The 22746-nt window shown below is 69.0% G+C and carries 24 protein-coding genes and 1 tRNA gene; 16 read left to right on the top strand and 9 right to left on the bottom strand.

The annotated features are described in order from the left end of the window. Positions 1 to 26 precede the first annotated feature (26 nt). Positions 27 to 1790, bottom strand: coding sequence for a glycoside hydrolase family 18 protein (locus AB0L64_RS34140; RefSeq protein ID WP_363716989.1), 1764 nt, complete (start codon positions 1788 to 1790; stop codon positions 27 to 29). A 91-nt stretch (positions 1791 to 1881) separates the two neighbouring features. Between AB0L64_RS34140 and AB0L64_RS34145 the strand changes: the two genes are divergently transcribed. Next, the gene (locus tag AB0L64_RS34145; protein ID WP_363716991.1) at positions 1882 to 2658 is read left to right on the top strand and encodes a class I SAM-dependent methyltransferase; all 777 of its coding nucleotides are present in this window, start codon (positions 1882 to 1884) and stop codon (positions 2656 to 2658) included. A 143-nt stretch (positions 2659 to 2801) separates the two neighbouring features. Next, positions 2802 to 5792 carry a S8 family peptidase gene (locus tag AB0L64_RS34150; RefSeq protein ID WP_363716993.1) on the top strand — a complete coding sequence of 997 codons (2991 nt, stop codon included), beginning with the start codon at positions 2802 to 2804 and terminating at the stop codon, positions 5790 to 5792. Positions 5793 to 5803: 11 nt separating this feature from the next. On the opposite strand, the gene AB0L64_RS34155 is transcribed toward AB0L64_RS34150, so the two are convergent. Together AB0L64_RS34155 and AB0L64_RS34160 are read right to left on the bottom strand one after the other, a co-directional pair. Continuing rightward, positions 5804 to 6559: a hypothetical protein gene (locus AB0L64_RS34155; protein ID WP_363716995.1), complete on the bottom strand. Its 756-nt coding sequence runs from the start codon at positions 6557 to 6559 to the stop codon at positions 5804 to 5806. A gap of 74 nt (positions 6560 to 6633) precedes the next feature. After that, positions 6634 to 6978 (bottom strand): hypothetical protein, encoded by a 345-nt coding sequence (locus AB0L64_RS34160; protein ID WP_355698589.1) that lies wholly within the window; start codon positions 6976 to 6978, stop codon positions 6634 to 6636. 166 nt (positions 6979 to 7144) lie between these two features. Here AB0L64_RS34160 and AB0L64_RS34165 point away from each other — a divergent pair, with 166 nt between their 5' ends. The 4 genes from AB0L64_RS34165 (at position 7145) to AB0L64_RS34180 (ending at position 11460) form a co-directional block, all read left to right on the top strand. After that, complete coding sequence (locus AB0L64_RS34165; protein WP_363716998.1) at positions 7145 to 8302, top strand: helix-turn-helix transcriptional regulator; 1158 nt, start codon at positions 7145 to 7147, stop codon at positions 8300 to 8302. Positions 8303 to 8351: 49 nt separating this feature from the next. Further along, positions 8352 to 9461: a branched-chain amino acid aminotransferase gene (locus AB0L64_RS34170; RefSeq protein ID WP_363717000.1), complete on the top strand. Its 1110-nt coding sequence runs from the start codon at positions 8352 to 8354 to the stop codon at positions 9459 to 9461. 34 nt (positions 9462 to 9495) lie between these two features. Beyond that, positions 9496 to 10461: a non-homologous end-joining DNA ligase gene (gene ligD, locus AB0L64_RS34175; RefSeq protein WP_363717003.1), complete on the top strand. Its 966-nt coding sequence runs from the start codon at positions 9496 to 9498 to the stop codon at positions 10459 to 10461. A 363-nt stretch (positions 10462 to 10824) separates the two neighbouring features. Next, positions 10825 to 11460 (top strand): nucleoside/nucleotide kinase family protein, encoded by a 636-nt coding sequence (locus AB0L64_RS34180; RefSeq protein ID WP_363717006.1) that lies wholly within the window; start codon positions 10825 to 10827, stop codon positions 11458 to 11460. Here the strand turns inward: AB0L64_RS34180 and AB0L64_RS34185 are convergent. Continuing rightward, on the bottom strand, positions 11441 to 12178 hold the full coding sequence (locus AB0L64_RS34185; protein ID WP_363717008.1) for a TetR/AcrR family transcriptional regulator: 738 nt from the start codon (positions 12176 to 12178) through the stop codon (positions 11441 to 11443). The two genes, AB0L64_RS34180 and AB0L64_RS34185, sit on opposite strands and share 20 nt — an antisense overlap. A gap of 82 nt (positions 12179 to 12260) precedes the next feature. Here AB0L64_RS34185 and AB0L64_RS34190 point away from each other — a divergent pair, with 82 nt between their 5' ends. The 5 genes from AB0L64_RS34190 (at position 12261) to AB0L64_RS34210 (ending at position 15786) form a co-directional block, all read left to right on the top strand. Beyond that, positions 12261 to 13160 (top strand): ATP-binding cassette domain-containing protein, encoded by a 900-nt coding sequence (locus AB0L64_RS34190; RefSeq protein WP_363717010.1) that lies wholly within the window; start codon positions 12261 to 12263, stop codon positions 13158 to 13160. Between the two features lie 11 nt (positions 13161 to 13171). Next, positions 13172 to 13945, top strand: a complete 774-nt coding sequence (locus tag AB0L64_RS34195; RefSeq protein ID WP_363717012.1) for an ABC transporter permease — start codon at positions 13172 to 13174, stop codon at positions 13943 to 13945. A gap of 236 nt (positions 13946 to 14181) precedes the next feature. Next, positions 14182 to 14379: a hypothetical protein gene (locus AB0L64_RS34200; protein WP_355698571.1), complete on the top strand. Its 198-nt coding sequence runs from the start codon at positions 14182 to 14184 to the stop codon at positions 14377 to 14379. 77 nt (positions 14380 to 14456) lie between these two features. Continuing rightward, positions 14457 to 15413, top strand: a complete 957-nt coding sequence (locus AB0L64_RS34205) for a proline racemase family protein (protein WP_363717015.1) — start codon at positions 14457 to 14459, stop codon at positions 15411 to 15413. A gap of 49 nt (positions 15414 to 15462) precedes the next feature. Continuing rightward, positions 15463 to 15786 (top strand): putative quinol monooxygenase, encoded by a 324-nt coding sequence (locus AB0L64_RS34210; protein ID WP_363717017.1) that lies wholly within the window; start codon positions 15463 to 15465, stop codon positions 15784 to 15786. A gap of 1 nt (position 15787) precedes the next feature. Here AB0L64_RS34210 and AB0L64_RS34215 read toward each other — a convergent pair whose 3' ends face one another. Genes AB0L64_RS34215 through AB0L64_RS34230 form a run of 4 tightly spaced genes read right to left on the bottom strand, consistent with a single transcriptional unit; the run spans position 15788 to position 19352 of the window. After that, entirely contained in the window at positions 15788 to 16570 is a 783-nt protein-coding gene (locus tag AB0L64_RS34215) for an alpha/beta hydrolase (RefSeq protein WP_363717019.1), read from the bottom strand. Between the two features lie 17 nt (positions 16571 to 16587). Further along, positions 16588 to 17946, bottom strand: a complete 1359-nt coding sequence (locus AB0L64_RS34220; RefSeq protein WP_363717021.1) for a HAMP domain-containing sensor histidine kinase — start codon at positions 17944 to 17946, stop codon at positions 16588 to 16590. Further along, positions 17943 to 18614: a response regulator transcription factor gene (locus AB0L64_RS34225; RefSeq protein ID WP_359925632.1), complete on the bottom strand. Its 672-nt coding sequence runs from the start codon at positions 18612 to 18614 to the stop codon at positions 17943 to 17945. Before AB0L64_RS34225 ends, AB0L64_RS34220 begins: the two co-directional genes overlap by 4 nt. Positions 18615 to 18671: 57 nt before the next feature. After that, entirely contained in the window at positions 18672 to 19352 is a 681-nt protein-coding gene (locus tag AB0L64_RS34230) for a hypothetical protein (protein WP_363717024.1), read from the bottom strand. Positions 19353 to 19687: 335 nt separating this feature from the next. Between AB0L64_RS34230 and AB0L64_RS34235 the strand changes: the two genes are divergently transcribed. The 3 genes from AB0L64_RS34235 (at position 19688) to AB0L64_RS34245 (ending at position 20789) form a co-directional block, all read left to right on the top strand. Next, the gene (locus tag AB0L64_RS34235) at positions 19688 to 19858 is read left to right on the top strand and encodes a hypothetical protein (protein ID WP_363717026.1); all 171 of its coding nucleotides are present in this window, start codon (positions 19688 to 19690) and stop codon (positions 19856 to 19858) included. Between the two features lie 119 nt (positions 19859 to 19977). Further along, positions 19978 to 20379 carry an SHOCT domain-containing protein gene (locus tag AB0L64_RS34240; RefSeq protein ID WP_363717028.1) on the top strand — a complete coding sequence of 134 codons (402 nt, stop codon included), beginning with the start codon at positions 19978 to 19980 and terminating at the stop codon, positions 20377 to 20379. A gap of 86 nt (positions 20380 to 20465) precedes the next feature. Continuing rightward, on the top strand, positions 20466 to 20789 hold the full coding sequence (locus AB0L64_RS34245) for a hypothetical protein (protein WP_363717030.1): 324 nt from the start codon (positions 20466 to 20468) through the stop codon (positions 20787 to 20789). Between the two features lie 73 nt (positions 20790 to 20862). On the opposite strand, the gene AB0L64_RS34250 is transcribed toward AB0L64_RS34245, so the two are convergent. Further along, positions 20863 to 20936: transfer RNA gene (locus tag AB0L64_RS34250), tRNA-Met, on the bottom strand. A gap of 115 nt (positions 20937 to 21051) precedes the next feature. Between AB0L64_RS34250 and AB0L64_RS34255 the strand changes: the two genes are divergently transcribed. Both AB0L64_RS34255 and AB0L64_RS34260 read left to right on the top strand, forming a co-directional pair. Then, positions 21052 to 22017 (top strand): GNAT family N-acetyltransferase, encoded by a 966-nt coding sequence (locus AB0L64_RS34255; RefSeq protein ID WP_363717032.1) that lies wholly within the window; start codon positions 21052 to 21054, stop codon positions 22015 to 22017. 170 nt (positions 22018 to 22187) lie between these two features. After that, on the top strand, positions 22188 to 22721 hold the full coding sequence (locus AB0L64_RS34260) for a hypothetical protein (protein ID WP_363717034.1): 534 nt from the start codon (positions 22188 to 22190) through the stop codon (positions 22719 to 22721). The last annotated feature ends 25 nt before the right edge of the window (positions 22722 to 22746 follow it).

Consider the following 22746-nt stretch of genomic DNA (forward strand, 5'->3'; position numbering starts at 1 on the left):
TTCGCGAACCGGGCGCGAGGGGCGGCCTACGGGAGAGCGTCGAGGTACGGCGCGTGGCTGTTCCGGAACTCCCAGTTGTAGTAGTGGTCCCAGTTGATCGACCACGTCATCAGCCCGCGGAACCCTGGCGAAGGACCGCCGCGGAGGCTGTAGCCGCCGCAGTTCTGGCCCTTCACCAAGCAGTCGAGCGCCGTGTGCACGGCTGCCGGGGCGGTGTAGCCGTTGCCCGCGCTGACCGCTGCCGGGAGCCCGAAACCGATCTGGTCGTCGCGCAGCCCGGGGAACGTCTGGCCGGTGTTCGCCACCGGGAAGCCCGCCTTGACCATGTCGGTCATCGCGATGTGGAAGTCGGCACCGCTCGAGTCGGCACCGCCCATTGTGTGGTACTGGTTGTCCAGCCCCATCACGGGACCGGAGTTGTAGTCCTGGACGTGCAGCACGGTCAGCGAGTCCCGCAGCGCGTGGATGACGGGCAGGTACGATCCGGTCCGGTTGTCGCCGCCGCTGGAGCCGCCGTAGAACTGGTAGCCGACCTGGACGAAGAACGTCTCCGGGGCCATCGTCAGCACGAAGCCCGCGCCGTACTTCGCCTTCAGCGTCTTCAGCGCCGAGATCAGGTTCACGATCACCGGAGTGGTCGGGTTGCGGAAGTCGGTGTCACCGGCGTTCAGATAGAGCGAGTGCCCTTCGAAGTCGATGTCGAGCCCGTCCAGGCCCCAGCGGTCGATGATCGCGCTGACCGAGCTGACGAACGCGTCGCGGGCCGCGGCGGTGGTCAGCTGGACCTGCCCGTTCGCACCGCCGATGGAGATCAGGACCTTCTTCCCGGCGGCCTGCTTGGCCTTGATGGCTGCCGCGAAGTCCGCGTCGCTCTCCACGTTCGGGCACTCCCCGACCGGACACCTGTTGAACCTGACGTCACCAGAGGTCACCGACGTCGGCTCGCCGAACGCCAGATTGATGATGTCCCACTCCTCCGGCACATCAGCCATCCGCACGTACCCGGACCCGTTGGCGAAGCTCGCATGCAGGTAGCCGATGAGCGCGTGCTTCGCCAGACCGGTGCTCGTACAGCCGGCCGTCCTGCCAGTCACAGCTGCTGACTTGGCCGACTCGCCAGCGCTGTTGTACGCCGTTACCGCGTACGAGTGACTGCTGCATGTCTGGAGTCCGCTGACGGTGGCTGTGGTTCCTGTGACGGTCTGCACGACTGACGCGCCTTCGTAGACGCGGTAGCCGGTGACAGTGCCCGTGGCAGCCGACCAGCTCAGCGAGACGGACGAGGTGGTCGAGTTGGTGACGGCCGGCGTACCGGGGGTGCTCGGCGCACCCGGCGTACCGCCCGGACCGTCCAGGGCGAAGTCGTCGGCCTGGTACGCCGGCTGGCCGTACCAGCCGTGCACGTAGATCTGCGCGGACGTCTGACTCGCACCAGTCGTGAACGATAGGCTCAGCTGGGTGAAGCTGGCGGCGGACGGCGTCCAAGTGGACGAGCCGCCCGTCACACCCAGGTACACGTACGAGCCCCGCACCCAGGCCGACAGCGTGTACGCCGTGTTGGGCTGCACCGCCACGGTCTGGCTGCACTGCGCGTAGTCCGAGCTCGTGACGGCACCGTTCAGCGCATAGCCGCCGCTGCGGACCGGAGTACTCACGACTGAACCACCCGAGCAGTTCCAGCCGCCCAGGGAACCGGACTCGAAGCCCGGGTTCGACAAAATGTTGGCGGCCTGCGCCGGGATCGTGATGCCGGCCAGCAGGACTCCCAGAACCACGGCAAGCCATCGCATAGCCATTTAGTAGAGACGTTCCATAATCGTGGGTCAATGCGTCGCGGAGGCGGATACCCGACGGTGTCGGGAACCGGCCTAGGGTGACGGGGTGAGCGACTTCGACTGGGGCAAGGGCAGCTACGAACCGACCGCCGCGGACCTGTTGCCCGCGGCCCGGGAGCTGGTCACGGCAGCACGGATCCAGCCCGGCGAGCACGTGGTCGACGTCGGCGCGGGCACCGGCAACGTCGCCCTGCTCGCGGCCGGCCTCGGCGCCCGCGTGACCGCGGTCGAACCGGCCGCCCGCCTCCGCGAGGTGATCGCCGAAACCGCGCTCGACCGCGACCTGACCGTCGTCGACGGCACGGCCGCCTCGATCCCGATGCCCGATGCGTCGGCCGACGCGATCCTGTCCAACTTCGCGGTCATCTTCGCGCCGGACCCGGCCGCCGCGGTGGCCGAGCTCGCCCGGGTCGCGAGGCCGACGGGCCGGATCCTCCTGACCAGCTGGCAACCCGGCGTCCTCAGCAAGCTCGTCGGCGTCGTCATCGCCGCGCTCCGCGAGGTCACCGGCAGCGTCGACATGGGCACGCCGTTCAACTGGCACGACCCGAACGCCCTGTCCGACCTGCTCGCACCCCACGGCTTCACCGTCTCCAGCAGGACACTCGAGCTCGACGTGGTGACCTCGTCCCCCGCCGAGTACTGGGAAACCCGGATCGCCACCCATCCCCTCGGCATCGAGACCCTCCCGGTTCTCGAGAAGGCCGGTCGGCTGGACGACGTACGCACCCGCGTCCTGACCATGCTCGACGAGAACTGGACGACGTCGACCGGTGAGGTGCGGCTGAAGGCGCAGTACCTGCTGGCAACCGCGGTGCGCTGACTGGCAGGTTTTCGCCAGCGGCTAGTTGAAGCCAAAACCGTGTGGTCGGGGCTGTCGATTGGCAGGCTCTTCGGCGTCCGAGCTCGGGGGCGGGCGGCCGGGGCTACAGCCACGGCCAGGACTACATGCCGTGGAGGCATCACGTGAACCATCCCAACCTGCGTCGGCGCGCCGCTCTGCTTGCAGGCGCCGCGCTGATCACCACCGCCTTGGTGGCTCCACCAGGCTCCGCGACGCCCGGAACGGACGCGCCGGCCGCCAGCCGTTTCACCTTCGCGCCCGGGCGGTACGTCGTGACGCTGGCCGACAAGCCGCTGGCGACGTACCAAGGCGGCGTGACCGGGCTGAAGGCCACCAAGCCGGCAGCCGGTCGCAAGGTCGAGGTCAACAGCACCAGCGGAAAGGCGTACCGCGCCTACCTGACCGGCAAGCACGCGCAGGTCGCGGCCGCGGTCGGCGCGAAGGTGGACCAGAACTACTCGACCACGCTGAACGGCTTCGCCGCCTCGCTGACCTCGAAGCAGGTCAACCAGCTCACCAAGACCGCCGGTGTGGTGTCCGTTGTCCCCGACCAGCTGCACGTCGCCCTGGATGACCGCAACCCGACCGACTTCCTCAAGCTGTCCGGCCAGACCGGCGTCTGGAACAAGCTCGGCGGCAAGGCGACCGCGGGCCAGGGGGTCGTCGTCGGCGTGGTCGACACCGGCATCTGGCCGGAGAGCGCGTCCCTGTCCGGCCCCAAGCTCGGCACCGAGGCGCCGACCAGCACCGACCCGTACCGCCCGTACCTGTCCGGCTCGACGACCGTGATGGAGAAGGCCGACGGAGGCACCTTCACCGGCAGCTGCGAGACCGGCGACGACTTCACCGCCGACCTGTGCAACACCAAGCTGATCAGCGCGAAGTACTTCGGTGAGGGCTGGCTCAGCCTGGTTCCGCCGGAGCGCCGCGCCGACTACGTGTCGCCGCGCGACGGTGAGGGCCACGGGACGCACACCGCGACCACCGCGGCCGGCCGCGCCGACGTGGACGTCCAACTGGGCGGCCGTGACCTCGGCACCGTCACCGGCGTCGCCCCCGCCGCCAAGATCGCTGTGTACAAGGCGCTCTGGTCCGGCAAGACCGCACAGGACACGGGCGGTTTCACGTCCGACATCGTCGCCGCCATCGACCAGGCGGTCGCGGACGGCGTGGACGTCATCAACTACTCGGTCGGTTCGACGATCGAGTCCCCTGCCACCGACCCGATCCAGCTGGCGTTCCTGTCCGCCGCATCGGCCGGCGTCTTCGTCTCCGCGGCCGGCGGCAACTCCGGTCCGGACGCGTCGACCCTCGACAACACGTCTCCGTGGGTGACCACGGTCGGAGCCACCACCGTCGCCCCGTGGAACGGGACTGTCGTGCTGGGCAACGGCCAGAAGTACTCCGGCGTCAGCACGACCGTCTCGTCGCCGACCGGCAGCAAGCCGTTCGTCAGCGGAGTTGCGGTCAAGAAGGACGGTGTGAGCGACGCGGACGCACTGATCTGTCTGGCGAACACCCTCGACCCGGCCAAGACCGCCGGCAAGATCGTCGCCTGCGACCGCGGTATCAGCGCCCGCGTGGACAAGTCAGCCGAGGTGCAGCGCGCCGGTGGCGTCGGAATGGTGCTGCTCAACCTGTTCGACCAGGACGTCGTCGGCGACTCCCACGTCGTACCGACTGTGCACCTCAACACCCCCGGGGCGCTGTCGGTGAGGTCGTACGCCACGCAGGCCGGCGCCACCGCTGAGCTCGTCCCTGGCAACCAGACCAGCACGACGACGCCGTACCCGCAGATGGCCGACTTCTCGTCGCGTGGTCCTTCACTGCAGAGCAACGGCAACCTGTTGAAGCCTGACCTGGCCGCACCGGGCGTGAACGTGCTGGCCGCGGTAGCGCCGCCCACCAACGGCGGACAGAGCTACGCGTTCCTCTCGGGTACGTCGATGGCCGCCCCGCACGTGGCGGGTCTGGCAGCGCTCTACCTGTCGAAGCACCCGGACTGGTCGCCCATGGCGGTCAAGTCCGCGCTGATGACGACCGCTGGAAACGTGCTGACCTCGACCGGCGCTGTCAACACCAACCCGTTCGACGCCGGCGCCGGTGAGGTACAGCCGTCGAAGATGCTGGACCCGGGCCTCGTCTACGACTCGGGTGACACGGACTGGCTCGGCTACTTGGAAGGCACTGGTGTCAAGACCGGCACCGGCGTACCTGCCATCAACCCGAGCAACTACAACGCCCCGTCGATCGCGGTCGGCCAGCTGCTGGGTACGCAGACCATCACCCGCCGGGTGACCGCTGTGACCCCGGGTCTGTACCACGCGACCGTGTCCGTGCCGGGAATGAAGGCTGTGGTGACGCCGTCGATCCTGAACTTCACCAAGGCCGGCGAGACCAAGACGTTCACGGTGAAGCTCACCCTGGACAGCGGCGACTCCGGTACCTCGGCCAACGGCTGGCTGACCTGGCAGGGCGCAGGCAAGACCGTCCGGAGCCCGATCGTCGTCGTACCGACGTCCGTCCTCGCTCCGACCGCTGTGTCCGGCTCCGGCGCGTCCGGCTCCGCGTCGTTCACCGCCACCGTCGGCAAGGCCGGCGTACCGATCCGCTCGTACGGCGTCGTGTCGGCTCCGCTGGTGCCCGGTGCGGTACCGGCCGGTGCCGCGGACGCTGATCTGCCCGACTACCCGGTGACTGCGACCTCACAGACCAAGGCGGTGCAGTGGAACATCAAGACCGTGGATCCGGCCGGCAGCATCTGGCTGGTCCTCTACAAGGTCGTTAACGGCCAGATGCAGCTGCTGTCGTTCGTCGGTGACGGCTCCAACCAGGCGTCCGCCAGTGTGCCTGCACCGACGCCGGGCGTGTGGGGCGTGCTCGCGATCACCCTGTCCAACCCGCCGGGCGCGAGCACGACGGAGTACACCATGCAGACGAACGTCGTGACCGCCTCGTCCGGCAGCTCGCTCAAGGTGACGCCTCCGGTGGCACCGGCCGCGTTCAAGCCGTTCCAGGTGACGGCCTCGTGGTCCGGCCTGCCGACCGACAGGCGCTCCACCGGCTTCGTCGAGTTCCCGAACCGGGCCGGGACGGTGGTGACGATCAACTAGGTCCAGCTGCTTCAGATCCAGCGCCGGCGGGCGGCCTGAACGCCCGCCTGGAACCGGGTCTGCGCGCCGAGAGCATCCATCAGCGCGCGGACCCGGCGCTGGGTCGTCCGGGGGCTGATCCGCAACCGCCGGCTGATCATGTCGTCGGTGGCTCCACCGGCCAGCAGCATCAGGATGTCCCGGTCCGGGGCCCGCAGCTCCGTGACGTCACCGTTGGCCTCCAGCTCCGGCATCGGGACGGCCAGGCCCCACAACATCTCGAACATCGCGATCAGACCGTCGAGCAGACCCGACGACCTGATCAGCAGGTGCGACTCCGCGGGCGCCCGCTTCGTCAGCGCCACCAGTGCCATGTTGTCGTCGCCGAGCACCATCTTCATCGGCATCTGCGGCAGCACCCGGCTGACCTCACCGGCGGCCCGCAGCTCCGGCAGCAGCGCCATCACCTCGTCGGACTCGAACACCTCGAACCCGTAGATCGCCCGGTACACCAGGCCGTCGGCCAGCCGGTCCAGCTCGAGCTTCTGCTGCGCCGCGGGCGGCGCCGAGTACGGCGGGCGGTCCAGCGCCCGGACCTGGACCCGGCAACTGCACTGCATCTCCTCGTAGGCCCGGAGCAGCGTCAACCCGTCCTCGATCAGCTCGACCTGGTTCCCGTCCAGCACCGGCTTCCCACGAGCCTCCCGCAACTCGTCGGCCACCAGCCGCAACCGAGCGACCTGAGCGTCCAGTTCGTCCAGCGGATCCACCACTGCACCGTCCGCCACCCGCATCACCCCTCAACGACCCAACCCAAACCACCTCACACTAAACCGCGTCAAGTAAGTGCGGACACGATGTCTCACGGGCCGCAGTCCAGACAGGGCCACGGACGGCCGCACCGCGAACAGCGACCGTCAGGAGCCGGCGCAGGCAGCCAGACCGCCCGCTCCGGCGCCTCGGGAGGCGGTGCGGCGGGACGGACCGGCGGCGGGTCGAGCCAGTGCAGACAGGTGTCGCCGTCGTCGGCGTGAACCGCCAGCAGGGACTCGATGCCGTCCCAGGTCGAGGTGCTCGACCAGCGGCCGAGCCACCTGAGCGCGACCGCACCATCGGACCACTCCGCGCCTTCCGCGACCATCCGGGGGCCAGGGGCGGCGGGGCGGACCAGACGGAAGAGGCGAGCCTGTCGCTGCAGCGTGTTCACCTGCCCAGGTTCGCCCAGAACGCAGTGCACACAACAGGTGTGGGCTGTGGGCTGTGGGAACAGCCCACAGCCCACATGCCCTTGTTTTCCACGGTTTTTGTCGGCGAGGGCTTGTAACTTCTCCGGCACGCACCACATGAGCTCGAAGCGCGAACGGGGTGATCCTGTGACCGAGACATCCACCGAGACATCCACCGAGACATCGATCGAGACATCGTTCGGTCCGCTGCTGCGGCAGTGCAGGCAGGCGGCCGGGCTGAGCCTGCGCCAACTGGCAGCACGTGTCGGCTACGACCACAGCTACCTGTCACAGGTGGAGCGCGGGCAGCGGCCGGGCTCTGCGGACCTGGCGCGACTCTGCGACCAGGAGCTCGGCACCGGCGCCCGGCTGTCCTCCACCTTCGAGCGAAAGCCCGCCCGCGCGGCTCAGCTCCGGCCGGAGGCCGACCCGTTGGAGACTGCCTGGCGCGGACTGGCCGCGACGCTCGGCGCCGGCGGCCCGAGGCCCGGCGATCATCGCAGCGTGCCACCGGCTTCGCTGCTCCCTGACCTGGTGCGGCAACTCCGCGGCGCCGCCCAGGCGGAGGCAGCCGAGCTGGGAATGCTGATCGCCGAGACGCTGACCAGGCTGGACGAGCGAAGCACCGCGAGGCGGTGGTGGTGGGCTGCCCGTGCGACTGCGGACAGCCTCGGCGACGGCCCGCTACCGGCAGTGGCGCGCGCCAGGGAGGCGATCATCGGCCTGGCCGAGCGGCGTCCGTTGACGGAGTTGCTGCAGCTCGCGGACGAGTCGGTCGCGCTTGATCGACAAGCACCGGGCGCGGCCGGCTGCGCGCCACTGACAGCGCGAGCCCTGGTGCTCGCCGAGCTCGGCCGGACTCACGAGGCCCAGCAAGCGCTCCAGGAGCTCATCGGCGCCGGTGACGAGGTCCTGCGCGCAACACCACAAGCACAGCCGTACGAGTTGCATTGGGCCGAAGGACGCGTCTGCACCGCGCTGGGGTATGGCGTGGCGGGCTGCGTCCTGCTCGAGCGCGCCAGAGAGCTCTGTCCGGAGAGCTGGATCGGTGAGCGCGCACGTCTCGACCTGAGCCTGGCCGAGTGCCTTGTCGTCGCCGGCGAGGTCGCCGCAGGCCTGGCCACGGCGCTCCGCGTCCTGGTCGAGCTGCCCGACGAGTGGCACGACACCTTGGTGTACGACGCCGCCGACCGGGTGCTGCGCGTCGTACAGGCAGAGCCCGGTGCGGCCGAGCTACGACGGCTGCTGGCGCGGCCAGTGCACCGGAGTGGCCGAAGTGTGGGCATCGGTTCGAGCCAGAGGTGACAGCGGGAGTAGCGTGCGGCGAGTGACAGGTGAACAGCGGACAACGGTAATGACAGACGCGTGGGACTTCGCGGTCGAGCTGCGCCCCGATCCGGCCAGTGCGGAGGCTCGGGCGGCCGTCCTGGCCAACCCGGCGTTCGGACAGTCGTTCACCGACCACATGGTCGTGGCCAACTGGTCGCTGGACCGCGGCTGGCACGACGCGAAGGTCACGGCGTACGCACCGCTGTCGCTCAGCCCGGCGGCTGCTGTCTTCCACTACTCGCAGGAGATCTTCGAGGGCCTCAAGGCGTACCGGCACGCGGACGGCTCGGTGTGGGCGTTCCGCCCGGACCGAAACGCCAGGCGGTTCACCGCGAGCGCGGAGCGGCTGGCGCTGCCGCAGGTGCCGGAGGACGAGTTCATCGCGGCCCTGCGCGCACTGGTGACCGTCGACGAGGCCTGGGTACCGTCCGCCGACGACGGCGAGACCAGTCTGTATCTCCGGCCGTACATGATCGCCACCGAGGCCGTCCTCAGCGTCCGGCCCGCGCACGAGGTGCTGTTCGGCGTCATCGCCTCCCCCGCCGGCCCGTACTTCGACACCGGCCCCAAGCCGGTCTCCATCTGGCTCACGACCTCGACCGTCCGCGCCACCCCGGGCGGGACCGGCGCGGCCAAGTGCGGCGGCAACTACGCCGCCAGCCTGGCCGGACAGGCCGAAGCGATGGCAAACGGCTGCGATCAGGTCGCGTTCGTCGAGGCGGTCGAGCACAAGTGGCTCGAAGAGATGGGCAGCATGAACATGTTCTTCGTCTATGCCGACGGCCACATCGCGACCCCGGAGCTGTCCGGCTCGATCCTCGAAGGCGTCACCCGCGCCTCGGTCCTCGAGCTCGCCGCCGATCTCGGCCACCCCGTCGAGGAGCGCCGGATCGCCGCCGACGAGTGGCGCGACGGCGTCCGCAGCGGCGAGATCACCGAGGTCTTCGCCTCCGGCACCGCCGCGGTCATCACCCCGATCGGCCGCGTCGCCTGGCCCGACGGCGACCTGACCATCGGCGACCACTCGGTGAACCACGGCGTCGGGCCGGTCACCACCAAGATCCGCAGCACGCTGCTCGACCTGCAGTACGGCCGGATCCCCGACACCCGCAAGTGGCTCACCCGCCTGACCTGATGCCGATTGTCCCGGGCCCTCTAAGGTTGACGTCATGGCCGAGTCCAAGGGCAAGTCTCCGGCGATCGAGCTGGAGGTCGGGGAACGGACGGTCCGGGTGTCCAACCCGGACCGGGTGTACTTCCCGGCGCACGGCGAGACCAAGCTCGACCTGGTGAAGTACTACCTGTCGGTCGGGGACGGGATCGTCAACGCGCTGCGGGAGCGGCCGTGCATGCTGCACCGGTTCCCGGAGGGGGTGTCGGGCGAGAAGGTGCACCAGAAGCGGCTGCCGCACGGTGCGCCGCCGTGGATGGAGACGGTCCGGGTCACGTTCCCGCGGTACAACCGGACCGCCGACGAGCTGTGCGTGACCGAGATCGCCCACGTCGCCTGGGCCGTGCAGATGTCGACGGTCGAGTTCCACCCGTGGAACTCGCGGCGCGCCGACACCGAGAAGCCGGACGAGTGGCGCATCGATCTCGACCCGATGCCCGACTGCCCGTTCGACCGGGTCCGCCGGGTCGCGCACACCGTCCACGAAGTACTCGACGAGCTCGGCGCGGTCGGCTACCCGAAGACGTCCGGCGGCAGCGGCATCCACATCTACGTCCGCGTCGAGCCGGCGTACGGCTTCTCCGACGTACGGCGGGCCGCGCTCGCGTTCGCGCGAGAAGTCGAGCGGCGGGCGCCGGACGACGTGACGACCACGTGGTGGCGCAAGGACCGCGACCCGAAGAAGCTGTTCGTCGACTACAACCAGAACGCCCGCGACCACACGATCGCCTCGGCGTACTCGGTCCGCGGCAACCCCGAAGGCACGGTCTCGACCCCGATCCGCTGGGACGAGATCGACGACGTGAACCCGAAGGACTTCACGATCCGGACGGTCCCGCAGCGGTACGCCGAGCTCGGCGACCTGCACGCCACGATCGACGACGACGTCTACTCGCTCGACACCTTGATGGAGTGGGCCGAGCGCGACGAGCGCGAAGGCGCCGAGGCCCCGCCGGAGGACTAGAAGCGGGCCTCGGACCTGGGCCACTCAGAGTGCCGGACACGGATCCCCACGCCATCACAATCGCGGCGCGTCCGACCGTCACCCGCGGCGCGGCCGAGGCTTCGGCCGATTGTGATGGCCTGGAGCTTCGTGACCTCACCTGGTCGACCGTGTGGCGTCCGACCGTGCGGCTCGCCGCGAGGCGACCGGGTGCCTGTTCCGCGGTCCGCACGAGACCCGGCTGCGGTTCTCCCCCCAACACCCCGGCGACCCACCCGCACGCCGTCGACATCACCTCGACGGAAGCGTTCGCGAACTACCACGCCCAGGCGGGCGACGAGATCCTGATCCGCGCACAGGGGTGCCTCGCCTAGGATCCTTCGGGTGCAGACCTTGGACGCAGCCGCTGCCTACGACCGTGCCGTCGCGTTGGCGACGCGGGGGCGGCGGCAGCTGCTGGGGATCACCGGGGCGCCGGCGGCGGGCAAGTCGACGTACGCCGAGCAGCTCGCCGCGAAGCTGACGGCCGACGGTCACCGGGTCGCGCTCGTCCCGATGGACGGCTACCACCTCGCGCAGTCGGTGCTGGAAGACCTCGGGCTCGCGGACGTCAAAGGCGCACCGCACACCTTCGACGGCTTCGGCTTCGTCGCCCTGTTGCGGCGGCTCAAGGAGTCACCGGACGAGCAGATCTGGGCGCCGCGTTTCGACCGTGGCATCGAGGACTCGATCGCCGCGAGCATCGGGATCGCGCCCGAGGTCACGCTGGTCCTGACCGAGGGCAACTACCTGCTGCTCGACGAGCCGCCCTGGTCGGCCGTAAGCCGCCTGCTCGACGAGTGCTGGTACGTCGAGGTACCCGAGGAGCTCCGCCACGCGCGACTCGAGGCCAGGCACCGCGCCTTCGGCCGATCTGCCGAGGAAGCGCACGAGCGGACATTCGGCTCGGACGAACGCAACGCCCAGCTGATCGCCGCGACCGCACCAGCGGCCGACGCGATCATCCGACCCGGTCGATGAACGCGGCGACGCCGTCCAGGTAGAGCTGCAACCCGAAGTCGAAGTCGGCTTCGTTGTCCTCCTCGAAGCTCCCGACCTCGTCGAACACCCCGGCCTCGACGGTGCGCGCCACCGCCGGGTACACCCGCGGATCCGCGACCCGCCGCAGCGTCGAGCCGAACCGCTGGAAGGCGTCCGGGTTCTCCGCGTAGCCGGCCGCCAGGTCGAAGGCCATCCGGATCTCTCCCTGCACGTAGGTGATGAGACCCATCACCACGCCGACCTTGGCCTCCTCCGGCAGACCGGTGTCCTTCAGCACGCCGAGCGCGGAGTCGAACCAGGCGAGGTTGTTCGGACCGGCCGGCGGGCCGGAGATCGGCACCTTCGCGTACCAGGAGTGCCGGCGGATCGCGGACAGCACACCGTCCGCCCAGAACGTCAGCCCGGTCCGCCAGTCGATCCCCTCGGGCATCGGTTCCGGACGCTCGAGGGCGGCGTCGGACATCATCACGAGCAGGTCGTCCTTGCTCTTCACGTGCCGGTACAGCGCCATCGTCGAATTGCCGAGCCGCTCCGCGACCCGCGCCATCGAGAGCGCCGCCAGACCTTCGGCGTCCGCGAGCGCGATCGCCGCCGTGACGATGTCGTCGAGCGTCAGCGAGGGCTTCGGCCCGCGCCGCGGCGTCTCCCGGAGCCGCCACATCAGCGCGACGTCGGCCGGCAACTCATCGTTGTCCACCGGGTCAGTTTAGGGCTTGCCAACCGATACTGCGTACCTGCTACGCTATTTAGCGTATCTAATACGCAGTAAGGAGGGGACCATGATCGTCGAGGCGACCGGCCTGCGGAAGTCGTACGGCGCGACCGACGTGCTGACCGGGGTGGATCTGAGCGTCGCGGAGGGGTCGGTGCTCGCCCTGCTGGGCCCGAACGGCGCCGGCAAGACCACCACGGTGCGGATCCTGACCACGCTGACCCGCCCGGATTCCGGTACGGCGACGATCGCGGGGTACGACGTACTGCGCGAGCCGGCCCGCGTGCGCGGCGTGATCAGCCTGACCGGGCAGTACGCCGCGGTCGACGAGAACCAGACCGGCCGGGAGAACCTGGTGATGGTCGGCCGGCTGATGCACCTCGGCCGGCGGACCGCGCAGCGGCGGACGGCCGAGCTGCTCGACCAGTTCGGCCTGACCGACGCGATGGACCGGCGCGTGAAGACGTACTCCGGCGGCATGCGGCGCAAGCTCGACCTGGCGATGAGCCTGATCGCGCGGCCGCGGGTGATCTTCCTGGACGAGCCGACGACCGGACTCGATCCGGCCAGCCGCTCGGCGATGTGGGACGCGATCGTCGAGCTGGTCCACGACGGCACGACGATCCTGCTCACCACGCAGTACCTGGAGGAGGCCGACCGGCTCGCCGACCGGATCGTGCTGCTCGACCACGGCCGCATCGTCGCCGGCGGTACTGCGGACGCGCTGAAGACGCAGATCGGCGGCGAGCGGATCTCGGTGTGGTTCGCCGACGAGGTGCAGGTCGTGAAAGCCGCCGGCGTACTGGAAGGCGTGGCCGACCAGCTGATGCTGAACATCCCGTCGGACGGTACGGCGGCGCATCTGCACCACGTGCTCGACGTACTGCGCGACAACGGGTTGGAGCCGGAGCGGGTGTCGTCCCACCGGCCCACGCTCGACGACGTGTTCCTCGCACTGACCGCCTGAGGGGTTTGCCGATGTCACACCAAGGAGTCGTCGCCGCCTGCTCGGACGCGGTGACCATGATCGACCGCAGCGTGCGGCTGGCACGGCGCAACGTCGACACGCTGTTCGTGTCGCTGCTGCTGCCGTTGCTGATGATGGCGCTGTTCGTCTACGTGTTCGGCGGCGCGATCAACACCGGCACGGAGTACGTGAACTACGTCGTCCCGGGGATCCTGCTGCTCACCACCGGGTACGGCGCCGCGTCGACCGCGATGGTGGTCGCCGACGACATGCACAACGGGATGATCGACCGGCTGCGGTCGCTGCCCATCCACAGCTTCGCCGTGCTGACCGGTCATGTCGTCGCGAGCGTCGCGCGCAACGCCACCTCGACCGCGATCGTCGTCCTGGCCTCGCTGGCGATGGGGTTCCGCCCCGTCGGCGGCGTGCTGGACTGGCTGGCCGCGATCGGGCTGCTGTTGCTGTACGTCGTCGCGTTGTCCTGGCTGGCGGCGGCGCTCGGCGTGATCGCCAGGTCCGTCGAGTCGGCCAGCACGCTCAGCTTCTTCATGCTGTTCCTGCCCTACCTGAGCAGCGCGTTCGTCCGGCCGGAGTCGATGCCGTCGTGGTTGCGGCCGGTGAGCGAGCACCAGCCGATCACGCCGGTGATCGAGACCGTCCGGAGCCTGCTGATCGGGACGCCGATGGCGAACAACGGATGGACCGCACTTGCCTGGTGTTGTGGTCTACTCCTGTTCTCCTTCGTGCTGGCCACTTCGCTGTATCGGCGGCACAACAACCGCTGAACGCAGGTCTGCTGCCGTTCGGCGACGGATGTGGCACGGAACGACCAGGCGTGACCCCTTGGTGGGGTTACCGTCGAGGTCCCCCCCAACGTGTGGTGGTCCCACTCCCCCCGGGACCCACACGGACAAGCGCCCCGGTCATCGACCGGGGCGCTTCGTTTTTCTTTTCTGCCGGTGTCGAATCCGGCGCCTTTGGTTCGACGTATCAGTGAGAGCGACCAAAGGAGAGGGTCAGAATGAACATCACCACCGACATCCGGACCATGATCGTCACCATGCTGGCCGAGGGCAGCCCGGTCTGGTACGTGGCAGGCATGGTCAACATGCGCAGCCACGATGTGTACGTGATCGGTTGCGAGGCCGGCTACCCCGACAAGGCCAAACTGCGCCGCGCCGTCTGGGCCGCCCGCAACCGCGTACCGCAAGCCGCCTGACCCCTGTCAGGTCGCTCGAACCGCTGCTACCCCAACGCCTGGGGAAGCAGCGGTTTCGTCATGTTTAGGGTTGGTGCGTGGACGAGGTCAGCGTTGTGGACTATCACACGGCCGGTGAGCCGTTCCGGATCGTGACGTCGGTCGAGATCCCGGGCGACTCCGTCGCCGACCGCCGGGTCACGGCGCAGTCGTCCGAGGCGATCGACGCCGTACGGCAGCTGCTGGTGAACGAGCCGCGCGGCCATGCCGACATGTACGGCGGGTTCGTCGTTCCGGGTGACGACGACGGCGCCGACTTCGGAGTGGTGTTCTGGCACAAGGACGGCTACTCGACGGCCTGCGGGCACGGGACGATCGCGCTGGCGACCTGGGCCGTCGATACCGGTCTGGTCCAGCCGGGTGATGTCGTCATCGACGTACCGTCCGGACGGGTGACGGCCCACGTCAGCGACTCCGGCGTTGCCTTCCGCAACGTTCCGTCGTACGTCCTGCGGCGTGACGTGCCGGTGTCGACCTCCCGCGGGGAGGTGCTGGCGGACATCAGCTACGGCGGCGCCTTCTACGCGTCGGTCCCCGCGTCGTCGGTCGGCCTGTCCGTCGCGCCGTCGTCGTACGCCGACCTGATCGCGATCGGCCGCGCGATCAAGTGGGCGCTCGACCCGGTCGCCGTACACCCGACGGATCCGCGCCTCAGCGGTCTGTACGGCACGATCCTGTACGACGATCTCGGCGACCTCGAGGACGGCCCGCACCAGCGCAACCTGGCCGTCTTCGCCGACGGCGAGGCGGACCGCTCCCCCTGCGGCTCCGGTACGTCGGCACGCCTGGCCCTGCTGTACGACGAAGGTCGTCTCGGACCGGGGCAGACGCTTCGCCACGACTCGATCGTCGGGACGACGTTCCTCGGCCGCGTCGTCGCGCAGACGCCGGACGGTGTCGTCACCGAGGTGGCCGGGGCGGCCTACCGGACCGGCACGGCGACGTTCAGCCTGGACCCGCGCGACCCGCTGGGCACAGGATTCACCCTCCGCTGATCTCAGATTGCGACCGTCGCCGGCGGCCGCGGCCGATAAGTTGGTCCCCATGATCTTCATCACCGCGAAGTTCCGTGTGAAGCCCGAGCACGCCGCCGACTGGCCGTCGATCGCCGCCGACTTCACGGCGGCGACCCGCGCCGAGCCCGGCTGCCTGTGGTTCGACTGGTCCCGCTCCGTCGACGACGCGAACGAGTACGTCCTGGTCGAGGCCTTCGCCGACGACGAGGCCGCCACCCACCACGTCACCTCGGACCACTTCAAGGCGGCCCAGGAGCACCTCCCGCCGCACCTGGTGGAGACGCCCCGCATCGTCAACTTCAAACTCCCCCAGGACGACTGGTCAGAGCTCGGCGAACTCGCCGTCAAGTAAGTCAGGTCACCGTCGAGAGGGCGGTGGCGATCACTGCCGCCGTCTGTTCCGGCGCCTCGTCCGGCAGCAGGAACACCGCGCCAGGGATGGTCACCAGCGTCACGTCGGCCGCCGCATCGAGGGTGGCGCGCTCGGCGCCGGTGAGCCCACCATCGCCCTTCTCCGCGTGGACGACCCACACCGCGCTGCCCGACGCGGCCAACTGGGCGGCGTAGTCACGGTCGGCGGCGATGTAGTCGAGGTACGGGCCGCTCACCCGGACCGAATCGCCGGCCCTGTTCTGCTTGAGATCCTCGATGAGATCCCGCTTGTGCGGCTCAGGGATCTTGGCAAACCTCGCCACCAGCGGCAGCAGCCGGAGCAGGACGGCCATCGGCCAGCTCCCTACCCGCTGCGATGCCCGGACGACGGCGCGGAAGAACCTGGCCTCGTCCTCGGTCGTCAAGCTGATGCCGAGCAGGACGACCGGGCCGTGGAAGTGACCGGCCAGGAGCATCTCCAGAGCAACGGTGGCGCCGTGCGAGAAGCCCACCAGCACGTCGCACCTTTGTTCCTTGGCCAGCGTTCCCGCCGTACGGGCCAGTGCCGGCACGGACACGTCGCCGGTCAGCGGGGCCCCTGCCATACCTGGCATGGTGGTCGCCACCAGGCGAACCCCGGACAGCGCCTGATCAGCCATCACCAGGTCGAACGAGCGGGCAGCGTTGGCTCCACCCGGCAGGAGCAGGACCGCTCGGTCCGCATCGTCGGGGCCTACGGTCAGAATCTCCCAGGCTTCCCTCATGGCTACCACCCCTGACCTCAGGGTAGGTCTGGCTGGCAGGTCCTACTACTCACCGGCAGTTTCAGGCGCAGCAGCGCGCCGCTGCTGCGCGGTACGACTTCAGCTGTACCGCCATGAGCCTCGGCGACCTGCCGGACGATGGCCAGGCCCAGCCCGGACCCGGGATGCGCGCGGGCAGCTGGTGACCGATAGAAGCGGTCGAAGACGAACTCGAGGTCACTGTCGGGGATGCCCGGACCGGTGTCCGCGACGTCGAGAGTGCCCTCCTTGACGCTGATCCGCACCTGGCCACCGGACGGGCTCCACTTCACAGCGTTGTCCACCAGGTTCGCGACGGCGCGTTCCAAGGCATCAGGGTCTCCATGGACAAGGGTGGGCGCGCAGGTCAGCTCGAACTCGATCTGCGCCGCCCGCCGCGTCGCGCGCGCCGCAACGCGCTCGGCGACCAGGTCCAGGCGGACATCTTCGGTATGGAAAGCGGGCTGGCCGTAGCGCGCCAGATCGACCAGGTCGTTGATCAGCGTTCTGAGTCCGCTCGCCTGGTCGAGCGCTTCAGCGGCGAGTTGCGGGGCCTGTTCGTCGTACAGGTCTTCGGCCAGCAGTTCGAGGTTCACGGTCAAGCTCGTCAGTGGTGTACGCAGTTCGTGCGAGGCATCGGCCACCAGGCGGCGCTGGGCGCCGACGGACTCGTCCAGCGCAGCGGTCATCCCGGCGAACGCGGAGCCGAGCCGCCCGATCTCGTCCTGACCGTCGGCCGGGATCGGGATCGCCAGATCGCCGGTCGTGCGAATCAGCTCGACGGTCTCGGTCAGCCGCCGGACAGGCCGGAGGACGCGACGAGCAGCGAGACGTGCGGCAACAGCGGCCAGGAGTCCGGCGGCCACGGTGGACGCCGCGAGCAGCCAGGCGAGTCGGCGCAGAGTGGGGGCAGGATCCGACTGCGGTATCGCTGTGCGCACCAGCGCGCCGGATGCGCCTGGGAATCTGGCGGTGTAGATGCGGTAGGCGACGTCGTTGTAGACCGCGTTGCGGAAGTACGCAGCGGCGGTTCCGTTGGCGACGGCGACGTCGCGGTCTGTGAGGTCGACGAATTGGGCCGACGGCCCGGCCGTGACCGGGTCCGGCACGATCTGCAGCTGGGTGCTCCCGATTCCCAGCGGGACGGCCGGAAAGGCCCCCTCGTTCGACGTACCCCGGAACTTCTCCTTGATGGCTTTCGCGACGTCCGGCGCCTGGCCGGCCGCCGTCACGAGCGAGCTGTCGATCTGGCCGCGGAGGCCGTGTTCCACGGATGGGTACAGAACCACCGAGACGAGTACCAGTGCGGCTACGACGATGGAGCCTCCGGCGATGGCCAGCCGGGTACGCAGGTTCACGGCTCCTCGCGCAGGACATACCCCAGGCCGCGCACCGTCTGGATCAATCTGCTGCCGCCGTCTGCCTCAAGTTTGCTTCGCAGGTAGCTGATGTAGACCCAGAGCGCATTCGACTCCGGCCCGAAGTCGTAGCCCCACACGGACTCGAAGATCTGGGTCCGGCTCAGCACCCGGCGGGGATTGCGCAAGAACAACTCGAGCAGGGACAGCTCCGTCTTGGTGAGCTCCAGGCGCCGGCCCGCGCGGGTGGCCTGGCGGCCGCTCAGGTCCAGGTCGACGTCGGTGAAGTGCAGCACCTCGGCTCTGGCGCCGCTGCGCCGCAGCAGTGCTCGAAGCCGGGCCCGCAGCTCCTCCAATGCGAACGGCTTGGCCAGGTAGTCGTCCGCCCCCGCGTCGAGCCCGGCGACCCGGTCGGTGACCAGGTCCCGGGCCGTGAGCATCAGGATCGGCGTGTCGTACCCGCCCGAACGCAGCGTCCGGCAGACCTCGAGCCCGTTCGGCTCGGGCATCAGGACATCGAGCACCACTGCGTCCGGGCGGAACACGCCGTGCTCGGCGAGGGCAGACGTCCCATCGGCGACCGACGCGACGTCGTAACCGTCCCGGCCCAACGCATGCTCCAACGACCGCCGCACGGCCGGGTCGTCGTCCACGACAAGTATCCGCATGGTCGTCCATCCTCGCCGTCAATCATGAAGATTTCATGAGCTGAGCGACGCCGACTGTCAGCCGTTGTCCAGCGACTTCTTCAGATCCCCCAACGCGGAGTTCAACTGCTCGGCGCTGACCCCGAGCGAGGCGGCCAGGTCGCGGAAGGACTTGGAGGTCGGAACGATCCCGCCGGGCGCCGATACCAGAGCAACCAGGGTGGTCTTCGCCTGCGCTCGACTGATGCCGAGTGCTGCCGCCAACCGGGCGGCCGCGGCGTCACTCGCGAACGGCGAGGTGCGCGGATCGTCCTTCTTGTGCTTGCCGCCCTTCTTGTCCTTGCCGTCCTTCGTGTGCTCGCCCGCCTTCTTGTGCTCGCCGTGCTTGTCTCCCGGACGCGGGCGCCCGGGGTTCAGGAACAACGGCGCCACGGCGGCCTTGACCCGCGCGACCGGCAACCTCAGGTTCGCCGCGACCGCCGCGGCGAACGCATCCAGCGTGACCTTGGTCGAGCCACCCAGCGACATCTTGGCCGCGACGAGCGCGGCTTCGAGCCGATCGGCCGTCACCCCGAGCTGCGCCGCGATCTTGGCGATGTCGGTGTTCTTGGCCGGCTTCGCTCTCCCGTCCGACTTGACCGCGGCACCCGACTTCGCCGCGCCGGGTTTCGGGTCCGCCATCGCCGCCGGCGCCATACCGGTCGTGGCCAGCGCCGCAACGGTCACCGTCGCCACGAGCAGATGTGCACGTTTCATCATCCTGATCCCTTTCGTCCCGCGCCGGACAGTCCCCGGCGCCCTGGACGACACACAACCGCCCCGCCCTCAGCCGCACTTTCAGCGAGCTTTAGAGCTCCCTTAGAAACCTCCACGGTGCCGAGGCCTGGCTGCGAGTGCGGCGCGAAGGCCCGGACCTGACGGTCCGGGCCTTCTTCCGTAGCGGGGGCAGGATTTGAACCTGCGACCTCTGGGTTATGAGTAGGCCTGCCCCCGTCTCACGCCGCTTCAGCAGTCCAGGCATCCCACCGCGGACGCCGGAGGCGTCGACTGATCCGTCTCAGGTGTCCCGATCGGTCCCGAGCTGCTCAACGCGTTTGGGTACGGATCTCCGAGCGGACGCCGCGATCGCACTCGGTGTCGTCCCGGTGGGCATGGCCTGGATCTCGCACCTCGATGCGGGCCCCTTCCAGTGGAAGTACGCCGTACAAGACCTGACCCCCGAGTTGTCCCGCGCCCTGAGTGCGGAGTTCACCCCCAGCGGGTGAGGAACTGACGCTCCGGACCTGCTGCAATGCGAACCGTAAACGCCTGTCGGATGCGCAGGTGAGGCCCCGACCTGGGTGAGCCGGGCGGCGCGAGTGCTCATCACTGGGAGGAAAAGGCCGTGGATGCGATAACGAATGACTTCGGGGAAGTTCTCCTGTGGAGCTTCTGGTTCTTCATCTGGATCGCCGCACTGATGGTGTGGTTCCGGTGCCTGTGGGACCTGTTCGGCGACCGCTCGCTCAGCGGTTGGGCCAAGGCCGGCTGGGCGATCCTGCTGATCCTCGTGCCGTGGCTGGGGGCACTGATCTACCTCATCGCTCGGGGCCGGAGCATGACCGAGCGGCAGCGGACGGCGGCTGCACAGATGCAGGCCGAGCAGGAGAAGTACATCCAGCAGGTTGCCAGCACGTCCAAGTCGAAGAGCCCGACCGACGAGATTGCCAGCGCCAAGGAACTGCTCGACTCCGGCACGATCACGCAAGAGGAGTACGAGTCCCTCAAGGCCAAGGCCCTCGCCTGACCACAACGGAAACAGCCCCTGACCGCGTCTCCGCAGGTCAGGGGCTGGTTGGTGCTGGTGGCGGTGCAGGGTTCGAGCGATCAACGATGAGTCTGGAGGCGGTCCGTTTCGAGAGTCTCATGCTCGTCCTCAGTCTGCTGCTGAAAGACCGGCCGGTCGCGCATCTCGCGAAGAATTCTGACGTCCTCTGCACGGAGGTTTCGCAGGCCGCCCAGAACCATTGCGATATCGGGTGCCAGATCTGGTTCCGCGACAGCAACCCCGAATGCCGCACCCATCGCCTCGAGCAGCTCCATCCCACATCGGCGCTGGGTACGGATCGGGGTACGGATCACATGATTGAGCCTGATCGAGCACCCGACGACAACCCGCCGAACCAGCCGGCGACAGCATCGTGGGTAGGCCGCTGACAGAGGAAGACTGCTGGTCAAGCCCCAAAGGACAAAGCGAAGGCCCGGACCTGATGGTCCGGGCCTTCTTCCGTAGCGGGGGCAGGATTTGAACCTGCGACCTCTGGGTTATGAGCCCAGCGAGCTACCGAGCTGCTCCACCCCGCGTCGTTGTGTCTTTAGTTTAGAGGATCTGGGCCGAGCAACCAAATCGGCCCCCGGCGCGGCTCCGGACCGGCGAAAACCCGTGTCTGTCGGGCACGTCCCGGCGTACCGTCCGAGTATGTCCCAACACGTCATCCGCCCGTTCGAGGAGGCTGATCTGCCGGCGGCGGCGGGCTTGCTCGCCGAGCGGCATCAGGAGCATCGCAAGCGTCACCCGCTGCTTCCCGCCGACTACGAGGACGAACAGCTGGCGCTCGTCGAAGTGACGGCCGCATGGGAGAGCGAGGGCGCGTCAGGCGCCGTCATGGTCGAGCACGGCGAACTGACCGGCTACCTGCTCGCCGCACCGAAGCACTCACCGGTCTGGGGCCCGAACATCTGGGTGGAGGCCGCCGGTCACGCCGTCCGTGAGCCGGAACACATCCGCGACCTGTACGGCGCCGCCGCTGCCCAGTGGGTCGACGACGGCCGCACCGCGCACTACGTCCTGGTGCCCGACGACGCCGAGCTGATCGACGCGTGGTTCCGGCTGGCGTTCGGTTCCCAGCATGCGCACGCTGTGCGCCCAGTCCCCGAGTCTCCCCTCGCACCGCCGCCGGATCTCACCGTACGGCGTGCCGTCCGCGCGGACATCCCGGTACTCGCGGAGCTCGACCTCGCGCTGCCGCGTCATCAGGGCCTGTCGCCGGTGTTCTCGTCCGGCGAGATGCCGACGCTGGAGGAGGCGGTGGCGGACTGGGAGGAGTCGATCGACGACCAGGACTACGCGACCTTCGTTGCCTCGTACAACGGTGAGGTCATCGGCTCGTCGGTCGGATGTTCGCTGGACAAGTCGAGTTCGCACAACGGTCTGGCGAAGCCCGACAACGCCGGCTTCCTCGGATTCGCGGCCGTCCTGCCCGCGGCGCGCGGGCTCGGGGCCGGGCGCGCGCTCGGCGAGGCCGTACTGCAGTGGTCGGCGGAGACCGGGTACACGTCGGTCGTGACGGACTGGCGGGTGACGAACCTGTTGTCGTCGCGGACGTGGCCGCGGCTCGGGTTCCGGCAGACGTTCCACCGGCTGCATCGCCTGATCGGGTACTGACGCCGGGTTTGTCCACAGATCCGGATTCGCCCGTCCGGACGCGGTGCGATCGCTGCATCTTCTTGGTCACGAACGGCGTCTCGCAGCAGGCGAGGCGCCGCCGATTCCAGGAGGCAGCCATGTCGCGTTCATCGCTTCGTTCCCGAGCCGTGCCGTCCGCCCGTCGTATCGTGACCGGGAGCGCGGTCGTCCTGGCCGCGCTCGCGCTCTCGACGACCGCCCCCGCCTCGGCCACCGGGTTCGCGCCTTCGTCGACGCACACAGCAACTCATCCATCGACCGAGCAAAGGGCTGGCACCTTGGACGGCTTCGTGATCGAGAACCTCCCCGACGGCCTCGGCACGCCGAGCGACTTCGAGTACGAGTGGGACGACGTGTCGTTCCACAGCCGGGTCTGGGAGACCGGACCGGATCCGGAGGGCGCGTTCAAGGTCGACCTGACCGTGAAGACCCTCCGCGGCGAGCGGCTGACCGACCTCGAAGCCGTGAAGGACTTCCTCGTCGAGTACGAGGAGAAGGAGCCGGGCGACTGGCAGCTCGTCCCGGTCAAGGTCGGTGGGTACGACGGTCTCCTCGCCGGCGACGAGGTGTTCTACTTCATCGAGCCCGGCGTCGCGGCGGAAGTGACGATCGATCACGAGCGTTTCACCGACGAGGATCTGGTCGACACCGCCGCCGGGTTCCACCCGGAGCCGACGACGTGATGCCGTAGGCAACCAAGCCGGGGCA

The sequence above is a fragment of the Kribbella sp. NPDC051936 genome, from assembly GCF_040680955.1.
Classification (GTDB): domain Bacteria; phylum Actinomycetota; class Actinomycetes; order Propionibacteriales; family Kribbellaceae; genus Kribbella.